The organism is Allosaccharopolyspora coralli, from assembly GCF_009664835.1.
GTDB lineage: Bacteria > Actinomycetota > Actinomycetes > Mycobacteriales > Pseudonocardiaceae > Allosaccharopolyspora > Allosaccharopolyspora coralli.
In genome coordinates, this window is sequence record NZ_CP045929.1 from 2,769,419 (window position 1) to 2,790,376 (window position 20,958).

19 protein-coding genes and 1 pseudogene are annotated in these 20,958 nt (G+C 67.5%); 6 read left to right on the forward strand and 14 right to left on the reverse strand.

Features of this window, described 5'->3' with window-relative positions; translation table 11 throughout:
• The first annotated feature begins 66 nt into the window (after positions 1–66).
• From GIY23_RS13155 to GIY23_RS13175, 5 genes are all read left to right on the forward strand, one after another.
• A complete protein-coding gene (locus tag GIY23_RS13155; protein ID WP_154076927.1) occupies positions 67–954 on the forward strand; it encodes an enoyl-CoA hydratase in 888 nt (295 codons plus the stop codon).
• Positions 955–963: 9 nt separating this feature from the next.
• Positions 964–2,142 (forward strand): acyl-CoA dehydrogenase family protein, encoded by a 1,179-nt coding sequence (locus GIY23_RS13160; RefSeq protein WP_154076928.1) that lies wholly within the window; start codon positions 964–966, stop codon positions 2,140–2,142.
• Positions 2,139–3,143, forward strand: coding sequence for an acyl-CoA dehydrogenase family protein (locus GIY23_RS13165; protein ID WP_154076929.1), 1,005 nt, complete (start codon positions 2,139–2,141; stop codon positions 3,141–3,143). The genes GIY23_RS13160 and GIY23_RS13165 overlap by 4 nt, the downstream gene beginning before the upstream one ends.
• Positions 3,144–3,172: 29 nt before the next feature.
• On the forward strand, positions 3,173–4,288 hold the full coding sequence (locus GIY23_RS13170) for an acyl-CoA dehydrogenase family protein (protein ID WP_154076930.1): 1,116 nt from the start codon (positions 3,173–3,175) through the stop codon (positions 4,286–4,288).
• A 229-nt stretch (positions 4,289–4,517) separates the two neighbouring features.
• Positions 4,518–5,315 (forward strand): IS5 family transposase, encoded by a 798-nt coding sequence (locus GIY23_RS13175; RefSeq protein WP_154076931.1) that lies wholly within the window; start codon positions 4,518–4,520, stop codon positions 5,313–5,315.
• A 500-nt stretch (positions 5,316–5,815) separates the two neighbouring features.
• Here the strand turns inward: GIY23_RS13175 and GIY23_RS13180 are convergent, their stop codons facing one another.
• The 14 genes and pseudogenes from GIY23_RS13180 to GIY23_RS13240 all read right to left on the reverse strand — a co-directional run bounded on the left by GIY23_RS13180 (position 5,816) and on the right by GIY23_RS13240 (position 19,423).
• Entirely contained in the window at positions 5,816–6,967 is a 1,152-nt protein-coding gene (locus GIY23_RS13180) for an MCE family protein (RefSeq protein WP_154076932.1), read from the reverse strand.
• Positions 6,967–7,746 (reverse strand): annotated as a pseudogene (locus GIY23_RS23310) (MCE family protein); the annotation flags it as partial. The gene GIY23_RS13180 and the pseudogene GIY23_RS23310, both read right to left, overlap by 1 nt.
• Before the next feature lie 15 nt (positions 7,747–7,761).
• A complete protein-coding gene (locus GIY23_RS23315; RefSeq protein ID WP_323844957.1) occupies positions 7,762–8,229 on the reverse strand; it encodes an MlaD family protein in 468 nt (155 codons plus the stop codon).
• A complete protein-coding gene (locus GIY23_RS13190) occupies positions 8,226–9,428 on the reverse strand; it encodes an MCE family protein (protein WP_154076933.1) in 1,203 nt (400 codons plus the stop codon). The genes GIY23_RS23315 and GIY23_RS13190 overlap by 4 nt, the downstream gene beginning before the upstream one ends.
• Complete coding sequence (locus GIY23_RS13195) at positions 9,425–10,483, reverse strand: MCE family protein (protein WP_154076934.1); 1,059 nt, start codon at positions 10,481–10,483, stop codon at positions 9,425–9,427. The genes GIY23_RS13190 and GIY23_RS13195 overlap by 4 nt, the downstream gene beginning before the upstream one ends.
• Entirely contained in the window at positions 10,480–11,514 is a 1,035-nt protein-coding gene (locus GIY23_RS13200) for an MCE family protein (protein WP_154076935.1), read from the reverse strand. Before GIY23_RS13200 ends, GIY23_RS13195 begins: the two co-directional genes overlap by 4 nt.
• Entirely contained in the window at positions 11,511–12,902 is a 1,392-nt protein-coding gene (locus GIY23_RS13205) for an MCE family protein (RefSeq protein ID WP_154076936.1), read from the reverse strand. The genes GIY23_RS13200 and GIY23_RS13205 overlap by 4 nt, the downstream gene beginning before the upstream one ends.
• 10 nt (positions 12,903–12,912) lie before the next feature.
• The gene (locus GIY23_RS13210; RefSeq protein WP_154078820.1) at positions 12,913–13,746 is read right to left on the reverse strand and encodes an ABC transporter permease; all 834 of its coding nucleotides are present in this window, start codon (positions 13,744–13,746) and stop codon (positions 12,913–12,915) included.
• Between the two features lie 52 nt (positions 13,747–13,798).
• A complete protein-coding gene (locus GIY23_RS13215; RefSeq protein ID WP_154076937.1) occupies positions 13,799–14,593 on the reverse strand; it encodes an MlaE family ABC transporter permease in 795 nt (264 codons plus the stop codon).
• Between the two features lie 82 nt (positions 14,594–14,675).
• Entirely contained in the window at positions 14,676–15,428 is a 753-nt protein-coding gene (locus GIY23_RS13220; RefSeq protein ID WP_154076938.1) for a glucose 1-dehydrogenase, read from the reverse strand.
• 11 nt (positions 15,429–15,439) lie between these two features.
• Positions 15,440–16,948: an aldehyde dehydrogenase family protein gene (locus tag GIY23_RS13225; RefSeq protein ID WP_154076939.1), complete on the reverse strand. Its 1,509-nt coding sequence runs from the start codon at positions 16,946–16,948 to the stop codon at positions 15,440–15,442.
• A 111-nt stretch (positions 16,949–17,059) separates the two neighbouring features.
• Positions 17,060–17,986 carry a 3-oxoacyl-ACP reductase gene (locus GIY23_RS13230; RefSeq protein WP_154076940.1) on the reverse strand — a complete coding sequence of 309 codons (927 nt, stop codon included), beginning with the start codon at positions 17,984–17,986 and terminating at the stop codon, positions 17,060–17,062.
• A 49-nt stretch (positions 17,987–18,035) separates the two neighbouring features.
• Entirely contained in the window at positions 18,036–19,124 is a 1,089-nt protein-coding gene (locus GIY23_RS13235) for a Zn-dependent alcohol dehydrogenase (RefSeq protein ID WP_154076941.1), read from the reverse strand.
• A 104-nt stretch (positions 19,125–19,228) separates the two neighbouring features.
• Complete coding sequence (locus GIY23_RS13240) at positions 19,229–19,423, reverse strand: ferredoxin (RefSeq protein ID WP_154076942.1); 195 nt, start codon at positions 19,421–19,423, stop codon at positions 19,229–19,231.
• A gap of 349 nt (positions 19,424–19,772) precedes the next feature.
• On the opposite strand from GIY23_RS13240, the gene GIY23_RS13245 reads away from it, so the two are divergent.
• The gene (locus tag GIY23_RS13245; protein WP_154078821.1) at positions 19,773–20,951 is read left to right on the forward strand and encodes an acyl-CoA dehydrogenase family protein; all 1,179 of its coding nucleotides are present in this window, start codon (positions 19,773–19,775) and stop codon (positions 20,949–20,951) included.
• Positions 20,952–20,958: the final 7 nt, after the last annotated feature.

Here is a 20,958-nt window from a genome sequence, read left to right on the forward strand (position 1 = left end):
TTGTTTGTTCCGCTAACCTCGGCAAGGATCGGGAACGAACCGCAGCGACGAGCCGGAGGAGCACCGATGGCACGGCAGGACGGCGAGACCATCACGGACGACGACGAGGTCGTTCGCTACGAACGGCGCGGTGAGATCGCGATGGTCACGATGAACCGGCCGCAGTACCGCAACGCACAGAACTCGGTGATGACCTACGCGCTCGACGACGCCTTTTACCGAGCCTGCGCCGACCCCGAGGTGACGGTCATCGTGTTGGCGGCCGCAGGTGAGCACTTCTCGGCAGGGCACGACATCGGCTCACCCGGCAGGGACATCGACGTGGCGTACCAACGCCGCGCCGGGTTGTGGTGGGATCACACGGAGCGTCGCGGCGGCGAGTCCCGGTTCGCCAGGGAGCAAGAGGTCTACCTCGGCATGTGCCGGCGGTGGCGCGAGATGCCGAAGCCCGTCGTGGCGTCGGTACAGGGCGCCTGCGTAGCCGGGGGCCTGATGCTCGCCTGGATCTGCGATCTCATCGTCGCATCGGAGGACGCGTTCTTCGCCGATCCCGTTCTGCGGATGGGCATCCCTGGCGTGGAGTACTTCGCACACCCGTGGGTTCTCGGGCCGCGCATGGCCAAGGAGTTCCTGTTCACCGGCCGGCGGATCAGCGCTGCGCGCGCCTACGAAGTCGGGATGGTCAACACCGTCGTGGCCCGCGACGAACTCGAGACGGCGACGACCGAACTCGCCACCGACATCGCCGCGATGCCCCAGTTCGGTCTGTCCTTGGCGAAGAAGGCAGTGAACCAGGCCGAAGACCTCATGGGGCTGAGCAACGGCCTCGACTCCGTGTTCGGGCTGCACCACTTCGCCCACGCACACAACGCCGAGGTCGGTAAGGACTCACTGAGCGGGATGGACGCCCGCAGCATGAAGAAGTCCGGCTCCGACGGCACACAGGAGCAGTGAGGCACCCCGATGGATCTGTCGTTCGCATCCGAGGATCTCGCATTCCGGGACGAAGTCCGAGCCTGGCTTGCCGAGCATGTCCCGAGAACGCCGCTGCCGTCGTTGGAGACCGAGGACGGCTTCGCCGCACACCGCGAATGGGAGCGGCTGCTCCACGACGCACGGTTGTCGGTCGTGTCCTGGCCGCAGGAGTTCGGCGGACGAGAGGCATCCCTGGTGCGATGGTTGCTGTTCGAGGAGGAGTACTACGCGGCCGGAGCGCCGGCGCGGGTGGGACAGAACGGCATCTTCCTCCTGGCGCCCACCTTGTTCGAACACGGCACGATCGAGCAGCAACGACGCTTCCTGCCCCGGATGGCCAGCGGTGCGGACGTGTGGGCGCAGGCATGGTCCGAGCCGGAGGCGGGCAGCGACCTCGCGAGCCTGCGCAGCCGTGCGCGTCGCGTGGACGGTGGCTGGGTGTTGTCCGGACAGAAGACCTGGAGTTCCCGAGCGGCTTTCGCGGATCTGGCGTTCGGCTTGTTCCGCACCGACCCTGACGCCCGGCGCCACAAAGGACTCACGTACTTCGTCTTCCCTCTCGACGCCACGGGGATCACGGTCCGGCCGATCGGCAGGCTGGACGGCAAACCCGCGTTCGCCGAGTTGTTCCTCGACGAGGTGTTCGTACCGGACGACGACGTACTCGGCGCCGTCGACGACGGCTGGCGCGTCGCGATGAGCACCGCGAGCAGCGAACGTGGCCTCTCGTTACGCAGTCCCGGCCGATTCCTCGCCGCCGCCGAACGACTCCTCGGCACGTGGCGAGAACGCGGGGACCATGACGTCGCCCACCCGCAGTCCGCGATCACCGACCGCGTGGTCGACGCGTGGATCGGCGCGCAGGCGTATCGGCTGGCGACCTTCGACACCGTCACGCGGGTGCTCGACGGCGGCGAAATCGGGCCGGAAGCGAGTGTGAACAAGGTGTTCTGGTCCGAGTTGGACATCGCGCTGCACGAGACCGCGTGGGAACTGCTGGGGCCGCACGGCGAACTCACTCCCGACGCGACGGAGGCACCGGAGTCGGGGGCGTGGCTCGACGGCTACCTGTTCTCCCTGGCGGGCCCGATCTACGCGGGCACCAACGAAATCCAGCGCAACGTCATCGCCGAACGCGTCCTGGGGCTGCCGAGGGGGTCTCGATGAGGTTCACACGCACCAGCGAGCAACAAGACATGGCCGAGGCCGTCGGTGATCTACTCGGCCGCGGCCACCTCCCGGCGCTCGCACGCGACTGGGCGCAAGGAGACGTCGCGTCCTGGTGGGCGCTGTGGCAGAAGCTCGCGTCGATGGGAGTCACCGGGGTCGCGATTCCCGAATCGCACGGCGGTCTCGGGACGGGTCCGGTGGAACTCGCGGCGTGTCTGGAGGAACTCGGTTACGCAGGGATGCCGGGTCCCGTCGTCGAAACGCTTGCCGCGATTCCGAAACTCGTGCAACACACCGGGGTCGCCGAGCCGGTTCTCTCGCGGGTCGGTTCCGGTGAGGCGATCGCCACGGTCGCGTTCACCGACCACGGAGGTCTCGCCCTCGACGCGGACCGGTCCGACTACCGCTACCTCTGCGTGGGCGACGCGGCCTACCGTGCGACACCCGATTCGGACGGACAACCGTCCTTCGACCCGGCACGACGGATGTTCGCACTGCGCCGGCGCGACGAGGCACTCGAGGGCGCCGACGCCGACGCGGCGTTCCTGCACGGTGCGTTCGGCTGCGCCGCCCAGCTGCTCGGCATCGGGCGTCGCCTACTCGACCTGAGCCTGCACCACGTTCGGCAACGACACCAGTTCGGCCGTCCCATCGGCGAGTTCCAAGCGGTCAAACACCATCTCGCCGACGTCCGCATCGCACTCGACTTCGCGCGTCCCGTGGTGAACGGGGCCGCACTGGCCCTACGGGACGCCACCGGGCAGGCAGCTCGGGACGTGTCCGCCGCCAAGATCGTCACCGCCGACGCCGCTCACCGGGCGGCGAGAGTCGCACTGCAAGTACACGGGGCGATCGGCTACACGGTCGAGCACGACCTGCACCTGTGGTCCACCAAGGCGACCACGTTGCGCAGCGCATGGGGCACTCCGTCGTGGCACCGCCACCGTGTCGCCGAAGCACTCGCGACCAGCTCGGAACTCCCCATCGGCGGAGCCTGAGCAGCCGCCCCGACTTCTCCGGAGGCACAGTGCATTTCGCGTTCACCGACGAGCAGGACGAATTGCGGACGGTTCTGCGTAGCCTTCTCGACCGCAGTGGTCCACCGCACCCGGGCTCACCCGACTCCCCGTCCGCAGGCTACGACCCCGAGCTGTGGCGCCGCCTCGCCGACGACATCGGCGCGTGCGGGCTGGCGATCCCCGAGACGTACGGGGGCGCCGGCTACACACTCGTCGAAACGGGCGTGGCCGTCGAGGAACTCGGGCGCATGCTGAGTTCCGCACCCCTGTTCGGGAGCGCGGTGGTCGCCGCCGAGGCGCTACTCGCCTCCGGTGACGACGCGGCGTGCAAGAGAGCGCTCCCGGGCATCAGCGACGGCAGCACGATCGCGACCTTGGCATGGGCGGAGGCGGCGCACCGGTGGAGCACCACGGACTGCGAGACGACCGCGGTACCGGACGCTCGACGAGGCTGGACGCTGCACGGGCGCAAGGACTTCGTGCTCGATGCGGCACACGCTGACCTCGTGCTGGTCGTCGCCCGCACCGACGCCGGCCTCACACTTTTCGAACTCGACCCCGCCGTGATTCCGGACACTCGCCTGGACGCCACCACTCTGGACGCCACACGGACACTGGGTGGGTTCGATCTCCGAGAGGCGCCGGCCAGGCTCATCGGCACCACGGGGGGCGCTCAGCCCGTACTCGAACGTGTCCGCGACGTCGCCGCAGCGGTCCTTGCCGCGGAACAGTTCGGTGCGGCACAACGCTGGCTCGGCGAGACGATCGAGTACACAAAGGTCCGCACACAGTTCAACCGCCCTATCGGCTCGTTTCAAGCACTCAAACACCGGCTCGCCGACCTCTACGTCGCTGTGGAGTCGGCGCGGTCGGTGTCGGCCGCGGCACTGTGGGCCGTCGCCACTCATGCCCCGGAAGCCCCGGAGTGGGCGGCCATGGCCAAGTCCTGGTGCAGCGACACCTATGCCGACGTCGCCGCCGAAGGAATCCAGCTTCACGGCGGTATCGGTGTCACGTGGGAACACGAGGCGCACCTGCACCTCAAACGAGCGCACTCCAGCGCCGCGCTCTTCGGCGGCCCCCGCGACCATCGGGCACGCTTGGCCGACCTCGTCGCACGGTGAGCGCTGAACTCCTTCAGCGACGACCTCGACGTCGCACGGTAGCCCGCCCCGGGCATCCCTTCAGGGGTCCTGAGAGGCTGTCTTGGATCCCGGTGGTGGGCATGTGAAGGGCCTCTGCTAGTGATCGTGATGCCAGTCATGATCACTAACAGCAGAGGCCCGACTCAGTTTGTACCCCACGACGCCTTCGTCCAGCGCATCGGCCCGCATTCGCCGCTACCCGTCGGACATGACGGACGCCGAGTGGGCAGTGATCGAACCACTGCTGCCCACGGCGGCGTGTGCCAGCCCGGCCGGGGGGCGTCCGGAGAAGCACCACCGCCGCGACATCGTCGACGCGATCCGCTACGTCACCGACAACGGAGTGAAATGGCGCGCGCTTCCCGTGGACTTTCCGCCCTGCAAGACCGTGTACGGCTTTTTCGCTCGCTGGCGCGAGAACGGCACGGTGGAAATAATGCGTGATGCGCTGCGTGAACAGGTCCGCCAGCAGGCCGGCCGGCGCCCGCGGCCCACCGCAGCCGCCATCGACGCGCAATCGGTGCGCGCCGCCGAAACAGTCGGTGACTCCACCCGCGGCTACGACGCCGGCAAGAAGGTCAACGGCCGCAAACGCCACATCGCCGTGGACACCATGGGACTGCTGCTGGTCGTCATGGTCACCGCCGCCAACTTGCAGGACCGGCCCGCCGGGCGCCCTCTGCTGTCGCTGCTGCACCGCGCCCACCACAGGGTGCGCCACATCTGGGCCGACGGCGGCTACACCGGAACCCTGCTGACCTGGGCGAAAACAACCCTGGGCATCACCGTCGAGATCGTGAAAAAACTCGCCGAACAAACCGGGTTCGTGCCCCTGCACCGCCGATGGGTCGTCGAACGAACCTTCGCCTGGATCAGCCAAGCCCGCCGCAACACCCGCGACTACGAACGCCTCCCCGAACACTCCGAGGCCTTCATCAACTGGGCCATGATCACTACGATGAGCCGACGACTGACCCGCCCACAAACGCGGGCCCCCACCCCCTAACCAAGATCAAAGACAGGCTCTGAGACGGCATCTCGGAACCCGGGGTGGGTTGTCCAGTAACCGCCGCCCCGGTTCCCAGACGCCCTTTTACGTGTCGTGTCAGCGGAGGAGCCGCTGAGCCGTCACCACGGAAGCGGCCCGAAGCGGCGGGTTCTCAGCGCCCTCCTCGCGAGGACTGCGATTCTCGTTGCGTAGGTGGCTACTCGAGAAATCGATCCCGCAGCGAGGAGGGCGCTGAGGTTCCGCCACCCGAGCCACCAAGCAACACCGGCAGACAGGAGCTCTGAGAAGCAGTCTGTGATCTGCGGTGGTGGTCACCTACCGGCGTCCCAGCTTGCCGCTCGCGGCGTGGGGGTCGCCTCGAGTACCAACACGTACGCAGCGGCGGCCCCGGCCTTGCGAGCGACAACCTGGAACGCCGGAGCTTCTCACCGTGCTCGGGCTGAGCACGCAAGACCATGCCCTGACGGGCATCAGAACAAGATCACAGACCGGAGCTCTTACTCGCCGAACACCAGCGGTGGAGGCGCCTGCGCCGGCTCGGGGACGGGCTGGCGCGGCACGTTCTGCGAGCCGCGCACCCCGGTCGGGCTGCCCGGCGGCTCCGCACACCGAATGTTCGGATCGACCGGCTTGTCCGTCGTGTCGCTGGCGGGCCGCCGCTCGGTGACTTCGTAGCCCTTCTGGCAGTTGGGCGGATTCCCGAAGTTCAACACGACCGCGAGATGCCCGGTGTCGTCGGGCGCGAGGTTCTTGGTGAACGCCGAGATCACCGGCAACGCCACCAACATCTGTTCCACCGCGTCCGTACGAACCTTCAACACCTGGCTCGTGGACAGCAGATTCGCCGTCACAAGACCGAAATCGTTGGCGCTGTCCCGGAGGAGGGCGTTGATCTCGTTGCTCGCCTTCGGCGCGTCCCGGATCACCGTGCGTACGTCGCCGTCGGATTTCCTCAACTGGCCTGCGAGCTCCCGTAGGCCAGTGCTCATCGTGCGGATGTTGGCGTCCTGTTCCTGTTGCGTCGCCAGCACCCGATTCCCGTTCGCGAGAAGGCCCGTCGTCTGCGGCAGGTTCTCGTCCGCCGCCCGGATGAGCGTGTCGCCGTTGTCGAGCAAGCGCTGGAGGTCGTCACCGGTGCCGTTGAAGGCGGTGCCCAGCTCGTCGACCACGGTGCGCAGCGAATCGGTCGGCACGCTCGTCACCAACCGGTCGAGGTTCACCAACAACGACTCCGGCGCCGGCGGGAGTTGTGTCCGCCCGCGTGGGATCACCGATCCGTCCGCGAGATACGGGCCGTCCTCGGTGACCGGTCGCAGATCCAGGTACTGCTCCCCCACCGCGGAACGGTTGGCCACCACGGCTTTCGTGTCCGACGGGATGTCCGGAGCGTCCGCGTCGACGTGGACCCGCGCTTCGATCCCGTCGTCGGTCAGGTCGATCGCGGTCACCCGGCCGACGGCGACACCACGGTAGGTGGCTTCCGAGTTCACGAACAGGCCGCCCGACTCGGGCATGGGCACCCGGATCGTGTACCCGGAGCTCCCGAAGACGCGATTCAGACCCACGTAGTTCGCACCCGTGTAACCGATCCCGACCACCGCGATCACTAAGAACAGCGCCAGTCGGACCTTCGTGGCCTTCGAGTACATCAGTCACCTCCCAGGAGACCGTCGAGCAGCCCGCCGGACCCCTCGTCGCCCCCGGAGGGCGGTTCCGGCGTCGGAACGGGCGGGAGGTCGGGCGGTTTTTCGGTGCCGGGAAACGGGATCGGCGGAACATCCGGCGGGATGATCCCGGACTCGCCGTCGTCGGTCACGCCCGGAATCGGAATCAGGTCGCCCCGCGATCGTGTGATGTTACCGATGATCGTGTCCAGGTTGAGGTCGATGTAGACGTCGGAGTTGACGAAGTCGCCCTTCAGCGCGTTCATCACGTACTCGGGGAACGGGTACGTCGCGAGGAAACCGATCGCCTTCGGCAGCTTGTCGCCGGTCTCGGCGAGTTTCTCCAGCGTGGGCCCCACCGCTTCCAGGTCGGCGATCAGGTTCTGCTTGCTGCGGTCGATCGTGTCCACCGAGACCTCGGAGAGTTCGTCCATGGAGCGCAGCATCTCGACGAGCTGGCCGCGTTGTTCCTCGATCACCTTGATCCCGGGCCCGAGGTCGTCGAGCGCGATCTCGACGCTGTCGGTCTGAGCACGCACCGACGCCGACAGGCGGTTCAGCCCGTCGATCGCGCGGGTGATGTTCTCCTTCTGTGCGTCGAGCCTGCCGACCACGTCGTTGAGCTGACGGAACAACGCCCGCAGCTCTTCCTCGTTGCCGGACAGAGCGTTGTTCAGTTCCTTGATGATCACCTGCAATTGCGCGACCCCGCCACCGTTGAGCAGCATCGACAGGGCTCCCAGTACTTCTTCCACCTGAGGGTTGCGGTTGGTGCGCTGCTACGGGATCCGGGAGCCGTCCGTGAGCATCGCGTCGGTTCCCGGCGACGCCGCCGGCTGCGGCTGCTCCGGGGCAGGCGCGGCGAGCTCGACGAACTTCTCGCCGAGCAGGCTGGACTGGCGCAGTTTCGCCGACGCCGTCTCCGGCATCCGAACGTTGCCGTTGACGAGCATCGTCACCAACGCCGTCGAGTTGTCGTCGCTGAGACCGACCCGTTCGATGCGTCCGACCGGCACGTCGTTGACCTTCACCGCCGCTTGCGGCACCAGGTCCAGCACGTCCGCGAACTCGGCCTGGACCCGGTACGGATCGTCGCCGAGGTCGGCGCCGCCCGGAAGCGGGGCGTTGTAGAGCCCCGAGAAACCGCCGATCCCACACCCGGCGACCAAGGACGACGCCACCAGGCACGCCACCGTCACCCGTGCCGTGCGCGCCCACGACCGGCCCGTCGAGACCGCGGCGCTCATCGTGGGCCATCCTCGGCCGGTGCCCCGTCGAGCGAGCCGAGGTTCTCCAACACCGGCAGCGGCAGCGGGGGCAACTCCCCCTGCTGCAGACTCGACACTGTCTCGTTCACCGACGGCAGCGGTACCGCGCCACTGAGCACGGGTTCGAGCTCCTCACAGGTCTCGGTGAGTTCGGGCGGGATCGGTCGGGGCGTGCTCGCCTGGATGAGCTTGCACACCATGAGTACGGGAGGTGCGGACAGTTCGTTGAACTCGCCGCGCACCGCCACCGCACCGGACGCGGCGTCGTAGGCGTTGGTGAAGTTCGCCGCTGCGGTGGGCGCGATGTCGATGACCTCGCCGAGTGCTTGCCGCTGGTCCACCAACGCCTGCGTCACCCCGGTCAGGTTCTCCACATTCGACGACAACTGCTGCCGGTTGTCCCGGACGAACCGCTCGACGTCACCGAGTGCGAGGGCCAGCGATTCCAGTGATGCCCCGATCTGATCTTTCTGCCCCGCCAGGGTCGTCGTCACGTCCGCCGTCCGGCCGTAGAAGTCGCGGATCTGGGCATCGCTCTGCGCGAGCGTGGCCGTGAACGTGTTGAGGTTCTCGACGGTGGCAAACAGGTCACCCTCCGAACGAGCCAGGGTCGAGGACAGCTCCCCCAACCGCTGCACGGTCGTGTTGAGGTTCTCCCCGTTGCCTTCCAAATTGGCCGCGCCCGTGTCGAGCAGCGCGGACAACGCGCCCTGGTCGTTCGCTCCTTGCGGTCCGAGTGCCTCGGTCAGCGCGTTCGCACTGCGGTAGAGATCGTCCAGTTCCGCAGGCGTGACCGTGTGTTCCTTCGAGATGACCGCGCCCGACGCCATCACGGGTCCGTCGGCGTAGGCAGGCGTGAGCTGCACGTAGCGGTCGCTGACCAGGCTCGGCGCGACCACGACCGCTTTGGCCTCCGCCGGTATGTCAACGCCCTCGTCGACCCGCAGATCCAGCTGCACGACCTCGCCCTTCGGCGCGACCGACTCGATCGTGCCGACCTGAATGCCCAGCACCCGCACGGCCGAGCCCTGGTACAGGCCGACCGCTTTGTCCACATAGGCCGTCACGCGGGTGCCGGTCATCTGACCGACCCACCACAGACCGGCGCTGACGAGCAGCGCCAGAACGCAGCCGACGACGAGCCACCGGGTGGCTGGCACCCGCACCGTGCGCTTCATGATCCGCTCCCGGGTAGCTGCTGTAGGTCGCATCCCTTCGGGTTGACCTGGAGTGGCCCGGACTGCGAACTCGGCGGCAGCAGTCCGCAGAGATAGCCATCGAACCACCGGCCGTTGCCGACGGTGTTGTTGAAGCCCCGCACGTACGGCGCGAGCGCCTCGACGGTGCGACTGAGGTTGTCCTGATTGCGTTGCAGCATCTCGGTCACCCGGTTGAGCTTGTCCAGCGCGGGCCGAATCTGTTCCTGGTTGTCGGCGACCATGCCCCGCAGTTCGTCGGAGAGCTTCTCGGTGCCGACGAGCAGACCTGTGATCGCTTCCTTGCGGGCCTGTACCTCGCCGAGCAGCCGATTGCCGTCCTCGATCAGCAGGCGCACCTGCTCGTTGCGGTCGGCGACGACCTTGGTCACGTCGGCGGAGTTCTTCAGTAGCTCGCTGAGTTCCCGATCTCGCGAGGCGACCGTCTCCGAGAGCTTCGAGAGTCCCTCGAGCGCCTCACCCATGTGCTCGGGCGTTCCCTGGAACGTCTCGGAGATCGCCCGGAAACTCTGCGCCAGTTGCTGCGAGTCGATCTGGCCGGTGGTACTCGTGAGCTGGTTGATCGCCTCCGGGATGTCGAACGGCGCCGACGTCCGTTCCAGCGGGATCGGCTCGTCGGAGTCCAGTTCACCCGCACCGGCGGGCTGCAGCTCGACGAACTTCTCCCCCATCAACGTCCGGATCTTGATCGCCGCGGTGGTTCCGGTCCCGAGCGCGGTCCGGTCGTCCACGGTGAACTCCGCGAGGATCTTGGCGCCGTCCAACTCGACCGACTTGACCTCGCCCACCTTGATCCCGGCGATCTGCACCTGGTTTCCCGGGATCAAGCCGGCCGATTCGCTGAAGTTCGCCGAATACGTCTCGCCGTTACCGATGATCGGCAGCTCTCGGGCGAAGAACGCCAGGGTCGCGACCAGCGAGATCAACACGACCGTGACCACCCCGACCGCAGCCTGGTTGCGTTGGGCCAGCGGCGTGAACCCGCCGAGTCGTCCTCGTCCCGGGGCCCTGTTCATACCTTGCACCTTTCCGAGACCTCGGCCGGTGGGATCGGATTGAGCGGGAGGTTGATCTCCAGCTCCCGGCTGCCGACGTTGCCCTGCATCTGGCACAGGTAGAAGTTGAACCAGCTTCCGTAGCTGACGGTCCTGGTCAACGAGTTCAACCGGTACGGCAGCGTCCGCAGGTCGTGCTCCAACTTCGGAATGCCCTTGTCGAGCACACCCGCCAGGTTGTTCAGCGCCGTGATGTCCCGCCGCAACGGCGGACGAGCCTCCTGCACCAGATCACCGGTCGTGTTGGTGAGCTCGTCCAACGCCGTGACCGCGTCGCCGATCGGCTCGCGTTGCTCGGCGAGCCCGGTGACGAGCTGCTGCAGTGAGTCCAGGAGTTCCGACAGTTGCGGGCCGCGTGCGCTCACGGTGCCCATCACCTGGTTGAGGTTGTCGATGACCTGCCCGATCACCTCGTCCTTCTTCGCGATCGTCGACGTCAACGACGCGGTTCGTTCCAGCAAACCCTCCATGGTGCCGCCCTCACCCTGCAGCACCTGGATGAGTTCGAAGGACAGCTTGTTCACGTCCTCGGGGGACAAGGCTTGGAACAGCGGTTTGAACCCGTTGAACAGTTCGGTCAGATCCAATGCGGGACGCGTCCGTTCCGCCGGGATCACGCCTTCCGGCGCCAGTACCGCGTTCGGGGCGTGCACCACCGCGTCCAGCGCGAGATACCGCTGGCCCGCGATGTTGCGATACTTCACCGTCGCCGACGCGTCCCTGCCGAGCTCGCGCCCTGCCGCGACCTCGAAGGTGACCTGTGCCTGCGCCTTCTCCGAGAGGTCGAGGGCGATCACCTTGCCGACTTTCACGCCGTTGATCCGCACGTCGTCGCCCTCGCCCAGCCCTGAGGCGTCCGCGAACTCCGCCGTGTAGTTGACGGTGTTCTGGGAGGTCGAATTCGCCACCGTCATGGCCAGCACCGTGGTCAACAGCAACGTGATCACGCTGAACAGCGCCATCTTCGCCGCCGTGGTCCGAAAACCCCTCATCGCACGGTCACCTCCTGGCCGCGGAAGACCGGACCGACCAGCAGGTCGCTCCATCGTGGAACCTCGTCGGGTGCCACCCCCATCGACGGCGCCAGCAACATCCCCAGCAGGTCGCGCTCGGCCGCCGAGTGTTTGATCTGGGGTGCACTCGCCGAGTTCGGCGTCGTCGACGCGGGGTTGTCGCCGAAGTCCGGGGCGGGCTCGCCGTCGGTGGGAACGCCTTCGCCCGGTGGACGTACCGGCAGCGGAGACTCCCTCGGCGGCGGCGGCTTGTAGGAACCGTCGTCGACGGGGCCACCCGGCGGGTACTGCGGGAAGACGTCCGGGTTCTGCACCCACGGGTAGCAACGCGGACCCCGCTTGTCGTTGTACTCCGGATCGTCCCTGCCGGGTACGTACTTGCCACGGCTCGCGGTGAACTCGATGGTGAACCGGCCCATCTCGGGGTTCTTCTTGCCCTTGCCGAAGGAACGCTCACCCGTTTCGACCTGGTCGGCGAACTGGGTGAGCATGCACGGGTACTGGGGGGCGTACTTCTCCAGGACCTCCAGCGTGGCCCGGGATTCCGCGGTCACGTTGATGAAGTTCTCCCGGTTGGCCGCCAGGAACCGGGTGCCGTCCTGCGCGGTCGTCGTCAGCGATCCGAGCATGCCGGCGATCTGTTCCCTGTTCTCCACCACCGTCCGGCTCGTCGCGCTGAGGTCTTCGAGTGCCGTCAACAGTTCCGGTGCGGCGTCGGCGTAGGTGTTGGCCACGTCGTCGATGCGTCCCAGCACCGCTTCCAGGTCCGGTAGGGCCGGATCGAGCTTCTGCAAGTAGTCGTTGAGCCCTACGAGCGTCTCGCCCGCTTGCTCACCTCGCCCTTGCAAGGCGTTTGAGATCGCGCTCAACGTGGTCGACAACTTCTGCGGCTGCAGTGCCTGCAACACGGGCATCAGATCGTCGAGGACCTTCTCGATCTCGATGGTCCCCTCGCTGCGGTCCTGCGGGATCACGGCGCCCGCGGCGATCGGACCGGTGCCCCCACCGGAGGACGTGTCCAGCGCGACGTAGCGCTCGCCGAACAGGGTCTTCGGCAGCAGTTTCGCGGTGACCCCGGCGGGGACGAGGTCGGCCTTGTCCGGCTGGAGCGCGAGCTCGAGCACGGCACCGTCGTCGGACTGCCGGATCTCGGTCACGTCGCCCACGACCGCACCGCGCACCTTCACGTCGGCCCCGACCCGCATCTGGTTGCCGACCCGGTCGGTTTCCAAACTGACGGGCACTTCCGAGCGGAACACCTTGGCGTAGATCCCGATGGTGGCCGCGATGAACACCGCGGCCACGATCAGCAGGACGGCACCGTAGAGCTGGTACCGGCCTCGACTCGGTTCCCTGCGTCTGTTCATCGGCGCATCCTCATCCCGCGATCCGGACGGTTGTGGTCGAGCCCCAGATCGCGAGGCTCAGGAAGAAGTCGATGATGACCACGAGCACGATCGAGGTCTTGACGGCGCGACCCACCGCGACCCCGACGCCGGCCGGTCCGCCGCGCGCGGTGTAGCCGTAGTAGCAGTGCGTCAACACGATGATGAAGCTGAACACCATCACCTTCGCGAACGACCACAACACGTCGACCGGTGGCAGGAACAGGTGGAAATAGTGGTCGTAGGTTCCCGCCGACTGGCCGTAGAAGGACACGGTGACCTGTCGCGAGGCGAAGTAGGCGCCGAGCAGACCCACCACGTACAGCGGGATCACAGCGACGACACCGGCGATCATCCGGCTCGTCACCAGGTACGGGATGGACCGCACGCCCATCACTTCCAGTGCGTCGATCTCCTCCGAGATCCGCATCGCGCCGAGCTGGGCGGTGAATCCGCACCCGACCGTCGCCGACAACGCGAGCCCCGCCGACAGCGGTGCCACTTCACGGGTGTTGAAGTAGGCCGTGACGAATCCGGTCAGCGCCGAGGTACCGAGCTGGTTCAGTGACGCGTAACCCTGCAGACCGACAATGGCGCCGGTGCACACCGCCATTCCCACCATGACACCGAGCGTTCCGCCGATCACCGCGAGCGCACCGTTGCCGAACACGACCTCGGTAAGCAGCCGCACTGTTTCCTTCCGGTAGTGGCGCAGCGTCACCGGGACCGTCGAGACGGTGTAGACGTAGAAGGCGAGCTGATAGCCGAGCACGGCGAGCGTGTCCCCCGGCCGGGACACCAGACGGGAGATCCGGCTCCGCCACATCGGTGCCGGCCGTTGCCTCGGGCTCAGCGTCGCGTCCACGGTACCCACGGGCTCACAACGCCTTCGGCGGAACGATTTGCAGGTAGATTCCCGTGATCACCAGGTTGATGACGAACAACAACAGGAACGTGATCACCACGCCCTGGTTGACAGCATCGCCCACGCCCTTCGGCCCTCCGCTCGGGTTCAGCCCGCGGTAGGCGGCGACGACACCGGCGACGAAGCCGTAAAGCAGCGCCTTGAACTCGCTGACCCACAGGTCCGGCAGTTGTGCGAGCGCGTTGAAACTCGCCAGGTAGGCACCGGGAGTGCCACCCTGCAACACCACGTTGAAGAAGTAGCCGCCCATCACACCGACCACGCTGACGAGACCGTTGAGCAGCACCGCGGTCACCATCGCGCCGATCACACGGGGCACGATCAACCGGTGAATGGTGGGCACACCGAGGACTTCCATCGCGTCGATCTCTTCGCGGATCGTGCGTGCGCCGATGTCGGCGCACATCGCCGAACCACCCGCTCCCGCGACCAGCAACGCGGTGATCAGTGGACTGGCCTGCTGCAGGATCGCGAGCGCACTCGCGGCCCCGGTGAACGACTGGGCACCGATCTGCTGGGTCAACGAGCCGAGCTGCATCGAGATGACGGCACCGAACGGGATCGCGACCAGCGCGGTCGGCAGGATCGTCACGCTCGCCACGAACCAGGCCTGCGTGATCCATTCCCGTACGTGGTACGGACGTTGGGGCATGGCGCGCAGCACTTTCCAGCTCAGCGTGGCCAAATGCCCGACCTGGGCGAAGGCAGCACTGAGCGGAACACTCGCGCTCGCACCCGGAGAACTCACCCGACACCACCCGTACTCGAAGCGCGCCGATGTCGCACGCTCGTCACTTCCCTGGCCCGCCGCATCCGCACGATCGTCCGTCTCACCCGATCAACGAGTGCGTCGCCGTCGCGCCACCGTCGGCGACGAATTCGGAACCGGTGCAGTAGGAACTCTCGTCACTGGCGAGAAACAGCACCAGCGACGCGATCTCGCCTGCCTCGCCCACCCGGTTGAGAGCGACGCGCTTGCCCACCCAGGACATGTCGATCGGACCACCGGCGGCGTCGTGCACCATCTGGGTGTCGATCATGCCCGGATGGACCGAGTTGACGCGGATTCGGCGCTCCCCGAGTTCCAGCGCGGCCACCTTCGTCATGCCCCGGATCGCGAACTTGCTCGCCGTGTAGGCCCCCACCAGCGGCATCCCGGCCAAACCCTCCACGGAGGACACGTTGATGATCGAGCCGCCGTCGGGCATCGTCCGCAGTGCGGCACGCATCCCGAGGAACGTGCCGACCTGGTTGATCCGGACGACGCGTTCGAAGTCCTCCAGCCGCGTGTCGGCGATCGCGGAGAAGTGCAGGACGCCCGCGTTGTTGACCAGCACGTCCACCGGCCCGAACTCCGCGGAGCACATCTCGATCGCCGCGTCCCACTCGTCCTCGACGGAGACGTCGAGGTGGCAGTACCGCGCCGCGTCGCCGAGTTCTTTCGCCAGCACGGTGCCGTCCGCGTCGGCGACGTCGGCGATCAGCACGCGCGCTCCTTCGGCGACGAACCGGCGCACCGCCGCCGCGCCCTGTCCTCGCGCACCACCGGTGATGATCGCGACCTTGCCGTCCAGGCGTGCCATCCGCTGCGTCCTCACATCATCTCGTCGGTCAACGGCATGAGTACCGACTTGAGTTCGGTGTAGGACTCGAACGCGGCCAGGCCGCCCTCGCGTCCCAGGCCCGACTGCTTGTAACCGCCGAACGGCACGTGCGGCTCGACCTGGAACCCGTTGACGCCCACCATTCCGCACCGGAGCCGCTTCGAGACCCGAAGAGCTCGCTGGGCGTCCCGGGTGAACACTCCGGCGCCCAGGCCGTACTCGGTGTCGTTGGCCATCGCGACCGCCTCGTCCTCGTCGTCGAACGGGACGACGGAGAGCACCGGACCGAAGATTTCCTCCCGTGCGATGGACATCCGGTTGTCGACGTCGGCGAACACGGCCGGCGTCACGTAGTTTCCCGCCGCGAGTTCGCCGTCGACGCGCTCGCCGCCGGTCACCAGACGGGCACCGGCGGCGCATCCCTGCTCCACGTAGCCGAGCACCTTCTCCAGCTGCGCCTCAGTGACGAGCGGGCCGGATAGCACTTCGGGGTCGAACGGGTCGCCGTAGGTGACCGAGCCCGCGATCATCTCGGCCGCGCCGACGAACTCGTCGTAGACGTCGCGATGCACGAGCGCGCGCGTGTGCGCGACGCAAGCCTGCCCGGACAGGCCGAGGGTGACCATCCCCATGGCGGTCATTCCGGCCAGTCCCGCGTCGGCGTCCGGGAACACCACGGCGGGGCTCTTGCCCCCGAGTTCCAACGACACCCGAGTGAACCCCTCCGCCGAGGCGGACACGATCCGTTGTCCGGTCGCCCGGCTGCCGGTGAAACTGATCTTGTCGACACCCGGGTGGTGAATGAGTGCGTCGCCCGTCGGTTCACCGGGGCCGCTGACGAGGTTCACGACGCCGTCCGGTACACCCGCTTCCGCCAGCAGCTCGACCATCCGCAGCACACAGAAGGTCGCGTGTTCGGAAGGCTTGATCACGACCGTGCACCCGGCCGCCAACGCGGGCGCGATCTTCTGCGCGAACAGCAGGAACGGCGCGTTCCACGGCAGGATCGCCGCCACCACGCCGATCGGCTCGCGCAACGTCATCGCCATGTGGTCGCCACCCTGGAACGGTGGCAACGTCTGTCCGCCCGCCTTGTCGATCCATCCCGCATGGTGTTCGAACGCGTCGGCCGCGATGTCGACCGAACCGGCATAGACCGTGCCGAACGACAACGGCACGCCGTTGTCGAGTGCCTGCAGCGAGCGGAGTTCGTCGGCGTGTTCGCGCAGGAGGTCACCGCACCGTCGCACGATCCGCATCCGTTCACCCGCGCGCATCGACGGCCACGGCCCGTCGTCGAACGCCCGGCGGGCCGCGCGCACGGCGTCGTCGACGTCCTCGGTGTCGGCGACGGCGACCGTGCCCACGGTTTCACCCGTCGCGGGGTGCCGGTGGGCCCACGTCGCGCCGGCCTTCGCTTGTCTCCACGTCCCGCTCACGAACAGCCGACCGTCCGCGAGTCCCACCTCGTCGAGGTGGTGCTTGATCGTGAGTGTCATGCCGAGCCTCCCACCGGCGCGTGGTTCGTCGATCCGTCGCACCGGCGGGGCCGAGTGCTGTGTGCCCCGGGCGCGAGCGTGTGTTCCCGGGGCGAGTCCTGCGGATTTCGGTCAGGGCAGGGATGCGAGTTGCATGCTGGCGAACATCTGGTCCGGGTCACGGTCGACGAAGTGCTCGCCCACGACCTTGTGCAGTTCGTCGGTCGTCCACGTCCGGTCGGCCGCGTCGAAGCGTGCCTCGATGGCGGGCGCGGACATGAGCACGACCATCCCGCCGTGCACGACGAACAACTGCCCGTTGATCGCGTCCGCGGCGGGGCTCGCCAGGTAGGCGACGAGCGGCGAGACGTGTTCCGTCGACAGCGCGTCGACACCGTCCGAGTCCCCGTCCAGCTCCCCGAAGACGTGTTCGGTCATCCCGGTTCTGGCGCGCGGGCAGATCACGTTCGCTCGTACCCCGTAGCGCGCCATCGCGCGTGCGGTGGAGACCGTCAGCGCGGTGATCCCCGCTTTCGCAGCGGCGTAGTTCGGCTGCCCGGCGGCGCCGAACAGGGACGCCTCCGATGCCGTGTTGACGATCCGGCCGTAGACCTGCTGTCCGGACTCTTTGGACAGTTGCCGCCAGTGCGCGCACACGCTGCGAGTGACGAGGAAGTGCCCGCGCAGGTGCACCCGCACGACGTCGTCCCATTCCTGGTCCGACATGGAGAACACCATGCGGTCGCGCAGCACGCCCGCGTTGTTCACCACGACGTCGACACCGCCGAAACGCTCGACGGCCGTGGCGACCAGTGTCTCCGCGATGCGTGCCTCGCCGACGTCGCCGACAACCGCGGCCGCTCTCACCCCGAGCTCCTCGATCTCCGCGACAACGGACTCGATCGAGTCCGAGACGTCGTTGACCACCACGTGCGCACCGGCACGCGCGAGTGCCAACGCCTCGGAACGGCCGAGGCCCGCACCGGCTCCGGTGACCAGTGCGACCTTCCCGTCGAGAGCGACCCCGTCTGCTGCGACGGCACCGTCGTGACCGGTCATGATGTCTTTCCTTCCTCCCCGGACGTTCCACACAATCCCGTGCGGTCCGTCAGTCGAACGTGATCACCTGGCGGACGAGACCACCGTCCGGGGAGTGCAGTGCCTCGAGCCCGGCGTTGACGTCGGCGAGTCCGATCCGTTTGCTGACCATGCCTTCCAAATCGAGCCGGCCCGTGCGCCACAGCGACAGCACCAGGTCGACGTCCCGGCGCGGATCGACCGAGCCGTAGAACGACGGCAGGATCTTGCGTTCCATCATGAACAGTTCCTGCGCGCTGAACTCGACCTTCTCCTCCGGGCTGCCCGCGCCGACGACCACGGTCGTCCCACCGCGCCGGGTGGCGTCGTAAGCGGCTCGGATCGTGCTTCCCCGCCCCACGACCTCGAAGACGTAGTCGAAACCGGCGCCACCGGTGACGTCCTGACTCACGTCGGCCAAGCCGTCCGGCGTGGTCGCGTGCGTGGCGCCGAACCGCTCGGCCAGTTCGTGCTTGCCGACCACGGGATCGACCGCGACGATCGTCGTCGCGCCGACGGCGCGTGCCCCCTGGATCGCGGAGATTCCGACGCCTCCGCACCCGAGGACCGCAACCGACGAGCCGGGACGCACCGCAGCCGTGTTGATCACGGCCCCGACACCGGTCACCACCGCGCACCCGACGAGTGCCGCCACCTCGTACGGCACGTCGTCCTCGATCTTGACGACACCCGCGCGCGGGACGACGAGTTCCTCGGCGAACGTCCCGAGCCCCGCGAAGCCGAACGTCGGTTCACCACCGACGGAGAAGCGCGGAGTGGAGAGGCCTTCGATCACGTGCACGTCGCAGAGGTAGGCCTGGTTGCTGGCGCAGGCCTTGCAGTGGCCGCAGGGCGCGACGAAGGAGACGACGACGCGGTCGCCCGGCGCGAGGTCGGCGACCTGCTCACCGACCTCGACGACGTCGCCGGAGCCCTCATGCCCGATGACGCCGGGCGCCATCGCAGGCAGCGACCCGTCCATCGCCGCGAGATCGCTGTGGCAGATGCCTGCGACGCGGGTCCGGACGCGTACCTGGTCCGGCGCGAGTTCCGCTGTCGTGACGTCCGCACGCAGCTGCAACTCGCGGTCACCGATCTCGTTGAGCACCGCTGCTTTCACGGGGGGACTCCTCACTGCACCGCTGATCACCGCCTGTTATCTGCGACACACTAGAACGTGTTCTCGATTCTTTCAAGCGTGACCGTCCGCCGCTTCCCGGATCGTCACTCCTCGTCGAGCCGGAGCGCTTGCTTCGGGCAGAGCTGGACCGCCTTGGAAACACGTTCCAGGTCGGTGGCCGACTCGTCCGGTTGGCGAATGTGCAGCAGTTCGTCGTCGTCGAGCGAGAACACCCCCGGCGCGAGGCCGACGCACACGCCGTTGGCCTCGCACAGATCCGGATCGACACTGACCTTCATCGCTTTCTCCTTTTCTCGTGTCGCGGACCCTCGGCGCGCGAGACTCCGCACCGTCCGACGCCGTCGTATGACGACCAACGAGTGGCGCCGAGCACACGACGTTGCCCTGAACGGCGGCCACGACTACTCCGTGCGGCCCAGCCGCTACACGGGATCATGCGTTCATCGAGAACGTGTTTCGCATGGCGTGAACCGTCCGCAATCGGCACAGAATCGACGTTCGCGACCGTGGACACTCGACCATCAGCACCGCGACGCGGTATCTTCACTGCAACATGTTCCACCAGTGACCGAGGTCGCGTCCAGTCCCGGCGTCCCGCCGCTGGCCGGCGCCGTCGACGGAGGACCGATGCGCATCACCTACACCGCAGAGCAGGAGGAACTCCGCCGCGAACTCCGCAGCTACTTCGCCGGACTCATGACGCCGGAGGTTCGTGCGGAGCTGCACCACGGCGGCGAGTACGGCGACGGACGCACCTACAAAGCGATCGTCCGGCAGATGGGCACCGACGGCTGGCTCGCTCTCGGATGGCCCGTCGAGCACGGCGGCCGAGGCCGCACGATGCTCGATCAGTTGATCTTCACCGACGAGGCGGCCGTCGCAGGCGCACCCGTGCCGTTCCTGACCCTCAACAGCGTCGCTCCGACGATCATGCGATACGGAACCGACGCCCAGAAGGCCCACTTCCTGCCCCGCATCGCCGCAGGCGAACTGCACTTCTCCATCGGCTACTCCGAACCCGACGCGGGCACCGACCTGGCCGCGCTGCGCACCACCGCCGACCGCGACGGCGACGAGTTCGTCGTCAGCGGCCAGAAGATGTGGACCAGCCTCATCGCCCACGCCGACTACGTGTGGCTGGCCTGCCGTACGGACCGGGAGGCCCGCAAGCACAAGGGACTGAGCGTGCTCGCCGTGCCCACCGACAGCCCGGGATTCTCGTGGACACCGGTACACACGGTCGCCGGTCCGAGCACGAGTGCCACCTACTACCAGGACGTGCGCGTCCCGTCCTCGGCGCTGATCGGTGACCTCAACGGCGGATGGCCGCTGATCACCAATCAGCTCAATCACGAACGCGTCGCACTGACCTCGTCGGCGCCGTTGCGGCTCGCACTCGACGAAGTGCGCACGTGGGCGTCCGAGACCCGGCTGTCGGACGGGCGCCGGATCCTCGATCAGGAATGGGTGCAGACCCACCTTGCTCGCGTGCACGCGAGCGTCGAGGTGCTCAAGCTGATGAATTGGAAGATCGCCTGGACCTCCGAGCACCAACCGGCTCCGGCCGCCGCCTCCGCCACGAAGGTCTACGGCACAGAACTGGCGACCGAGGCCTACCGCCTGCTGATGGAGACACTCGGCTCCAGCGGCACCGTCCGAGACGGCTCGCGCGGCGCGGCGCTGCACGGGCGGGTCGAACGGATGCACCGCTCGTCGCTGATTCTGACCTTCGGTGGTGGCACCAACGAGGTGCAGCGCGACATCGTCGCCTCCGTCGGTCTCGGCATCCCCCTGGCCAAGCGCTGATCCCGGA

Bases quoted from the DNA above. Each gene is read 5' to 3' on its own strand.
- GIY23_RS13205 (WP_154076936.1), bottom strand. From the start codon at position 12,902: ATGAACAGACGCAGGGAACCGAGTCGAGGCCGGTACCAGCTCTACGGT.
- GIY23_RS23315 (WP_323844957.1), bottom strand. From the start codon at position 8,229: ATGAGCGCCGCGGTCTCGACGGGCCGGTCGTGGGCGCGCACGGCACGG.
- GIY23_RS13210 (WP_154078820.1), bottom strand. From the start codon at position 13,746: ATGTGGCGGAGCCGGATCTCCCGTCTGGTGTCCCGGCCGGGGGACACG.
- GIY23_RS13220 (WP_154076938.1), bottom strand. From the start codon at position 15,428: ATGGCACGCCTGGACGGCAAGGTCGCGATCATCACCGGTGGTGCGCGA.
- GIY23_RS13165 (WP_154076929.1), top strand. From the start codon at position 2,139: ATGAGGTTCACACGCACCAGCGAGCAACAAGACATGGCCGAGGCCGTC.
- GIY23_RS13190 (WP_154076933.1), bottom strand. From the start codon at position 9,428: ATGAAGCGCACGGTGCGGGTGCCAGCCACCCGGTGGCTCGTCGTCGGC.
- GIY23_RS13200 (WP_154076935.1), bottom strand. From the start codon at position 11,514: ATGAGGGGTTTTCGGACCACGGCGGCGAAGATGGCGCTGTTCAGCGTG.
- GIY23_RS13240 (WP_154076942.1), bottom strand. From the start codon at position 19,423: ATGAAGGTCAGTGTCGATCCGGATCTGTGCGAGGCCAACGGCGTGTGC.
- GIY23_RS13225 (WP_154076939.1), bottom strand. From the start codon at position 16,948: ATGACACTCACGATCAAGCACCACCTCGACGAGGTGGGACTCGCGGAC.
- GIY23_RS13155 (WP_154076927.1), top strand. From the start codon at position 67: ATGGCACGGCAGGACGGCGAGACCATCACGGACGACGACGAGGTCGTT.
- GIY23_RS13160 (WP_154076928.1), top strand. From the start codon at position 964: ATGGATCTGTCGTTCGCATCCGAGGATCTCGCATTCCGGGACGAAGTC.
- GIY23_RS13245 (WP_154078821.1), top strand. From the start codon at position 19,773: ATGCGCATCACCTACACCGCAGAGCAGGAGGAACTCCGCCGCGAACTC.
- GIY23_RS13195 (WP_154076934.1), bottom strand. From the start codon at position 10,483: ATGAACAGGGCCCCGGGACGAGGACGACTCGGCGGGTTCACGCCGCTG.
- GIY23_RS13180 (WP_154076932.1), bottom strand. From the start codon at position 6,967: ATGTACTCGAAGGCCACGAAGGTCCGACTGGCGCTGTTCTTAGTGATC.
- GIY23_RS13230 (WP_154076940.1), bottom strand. From the start codon at position 17,986: ATGACCGGTCACGACGGTGCCGTCGCAGCAGACGGGGTCGCTCTCGAC.
- GIY23_RS13175 (WP_154076931.1), top strand. From the start codon at position 4,518: ATGACGGACGCCGAGTGGGCAGTGATCGAACCACTGCTGCCCACGGCG.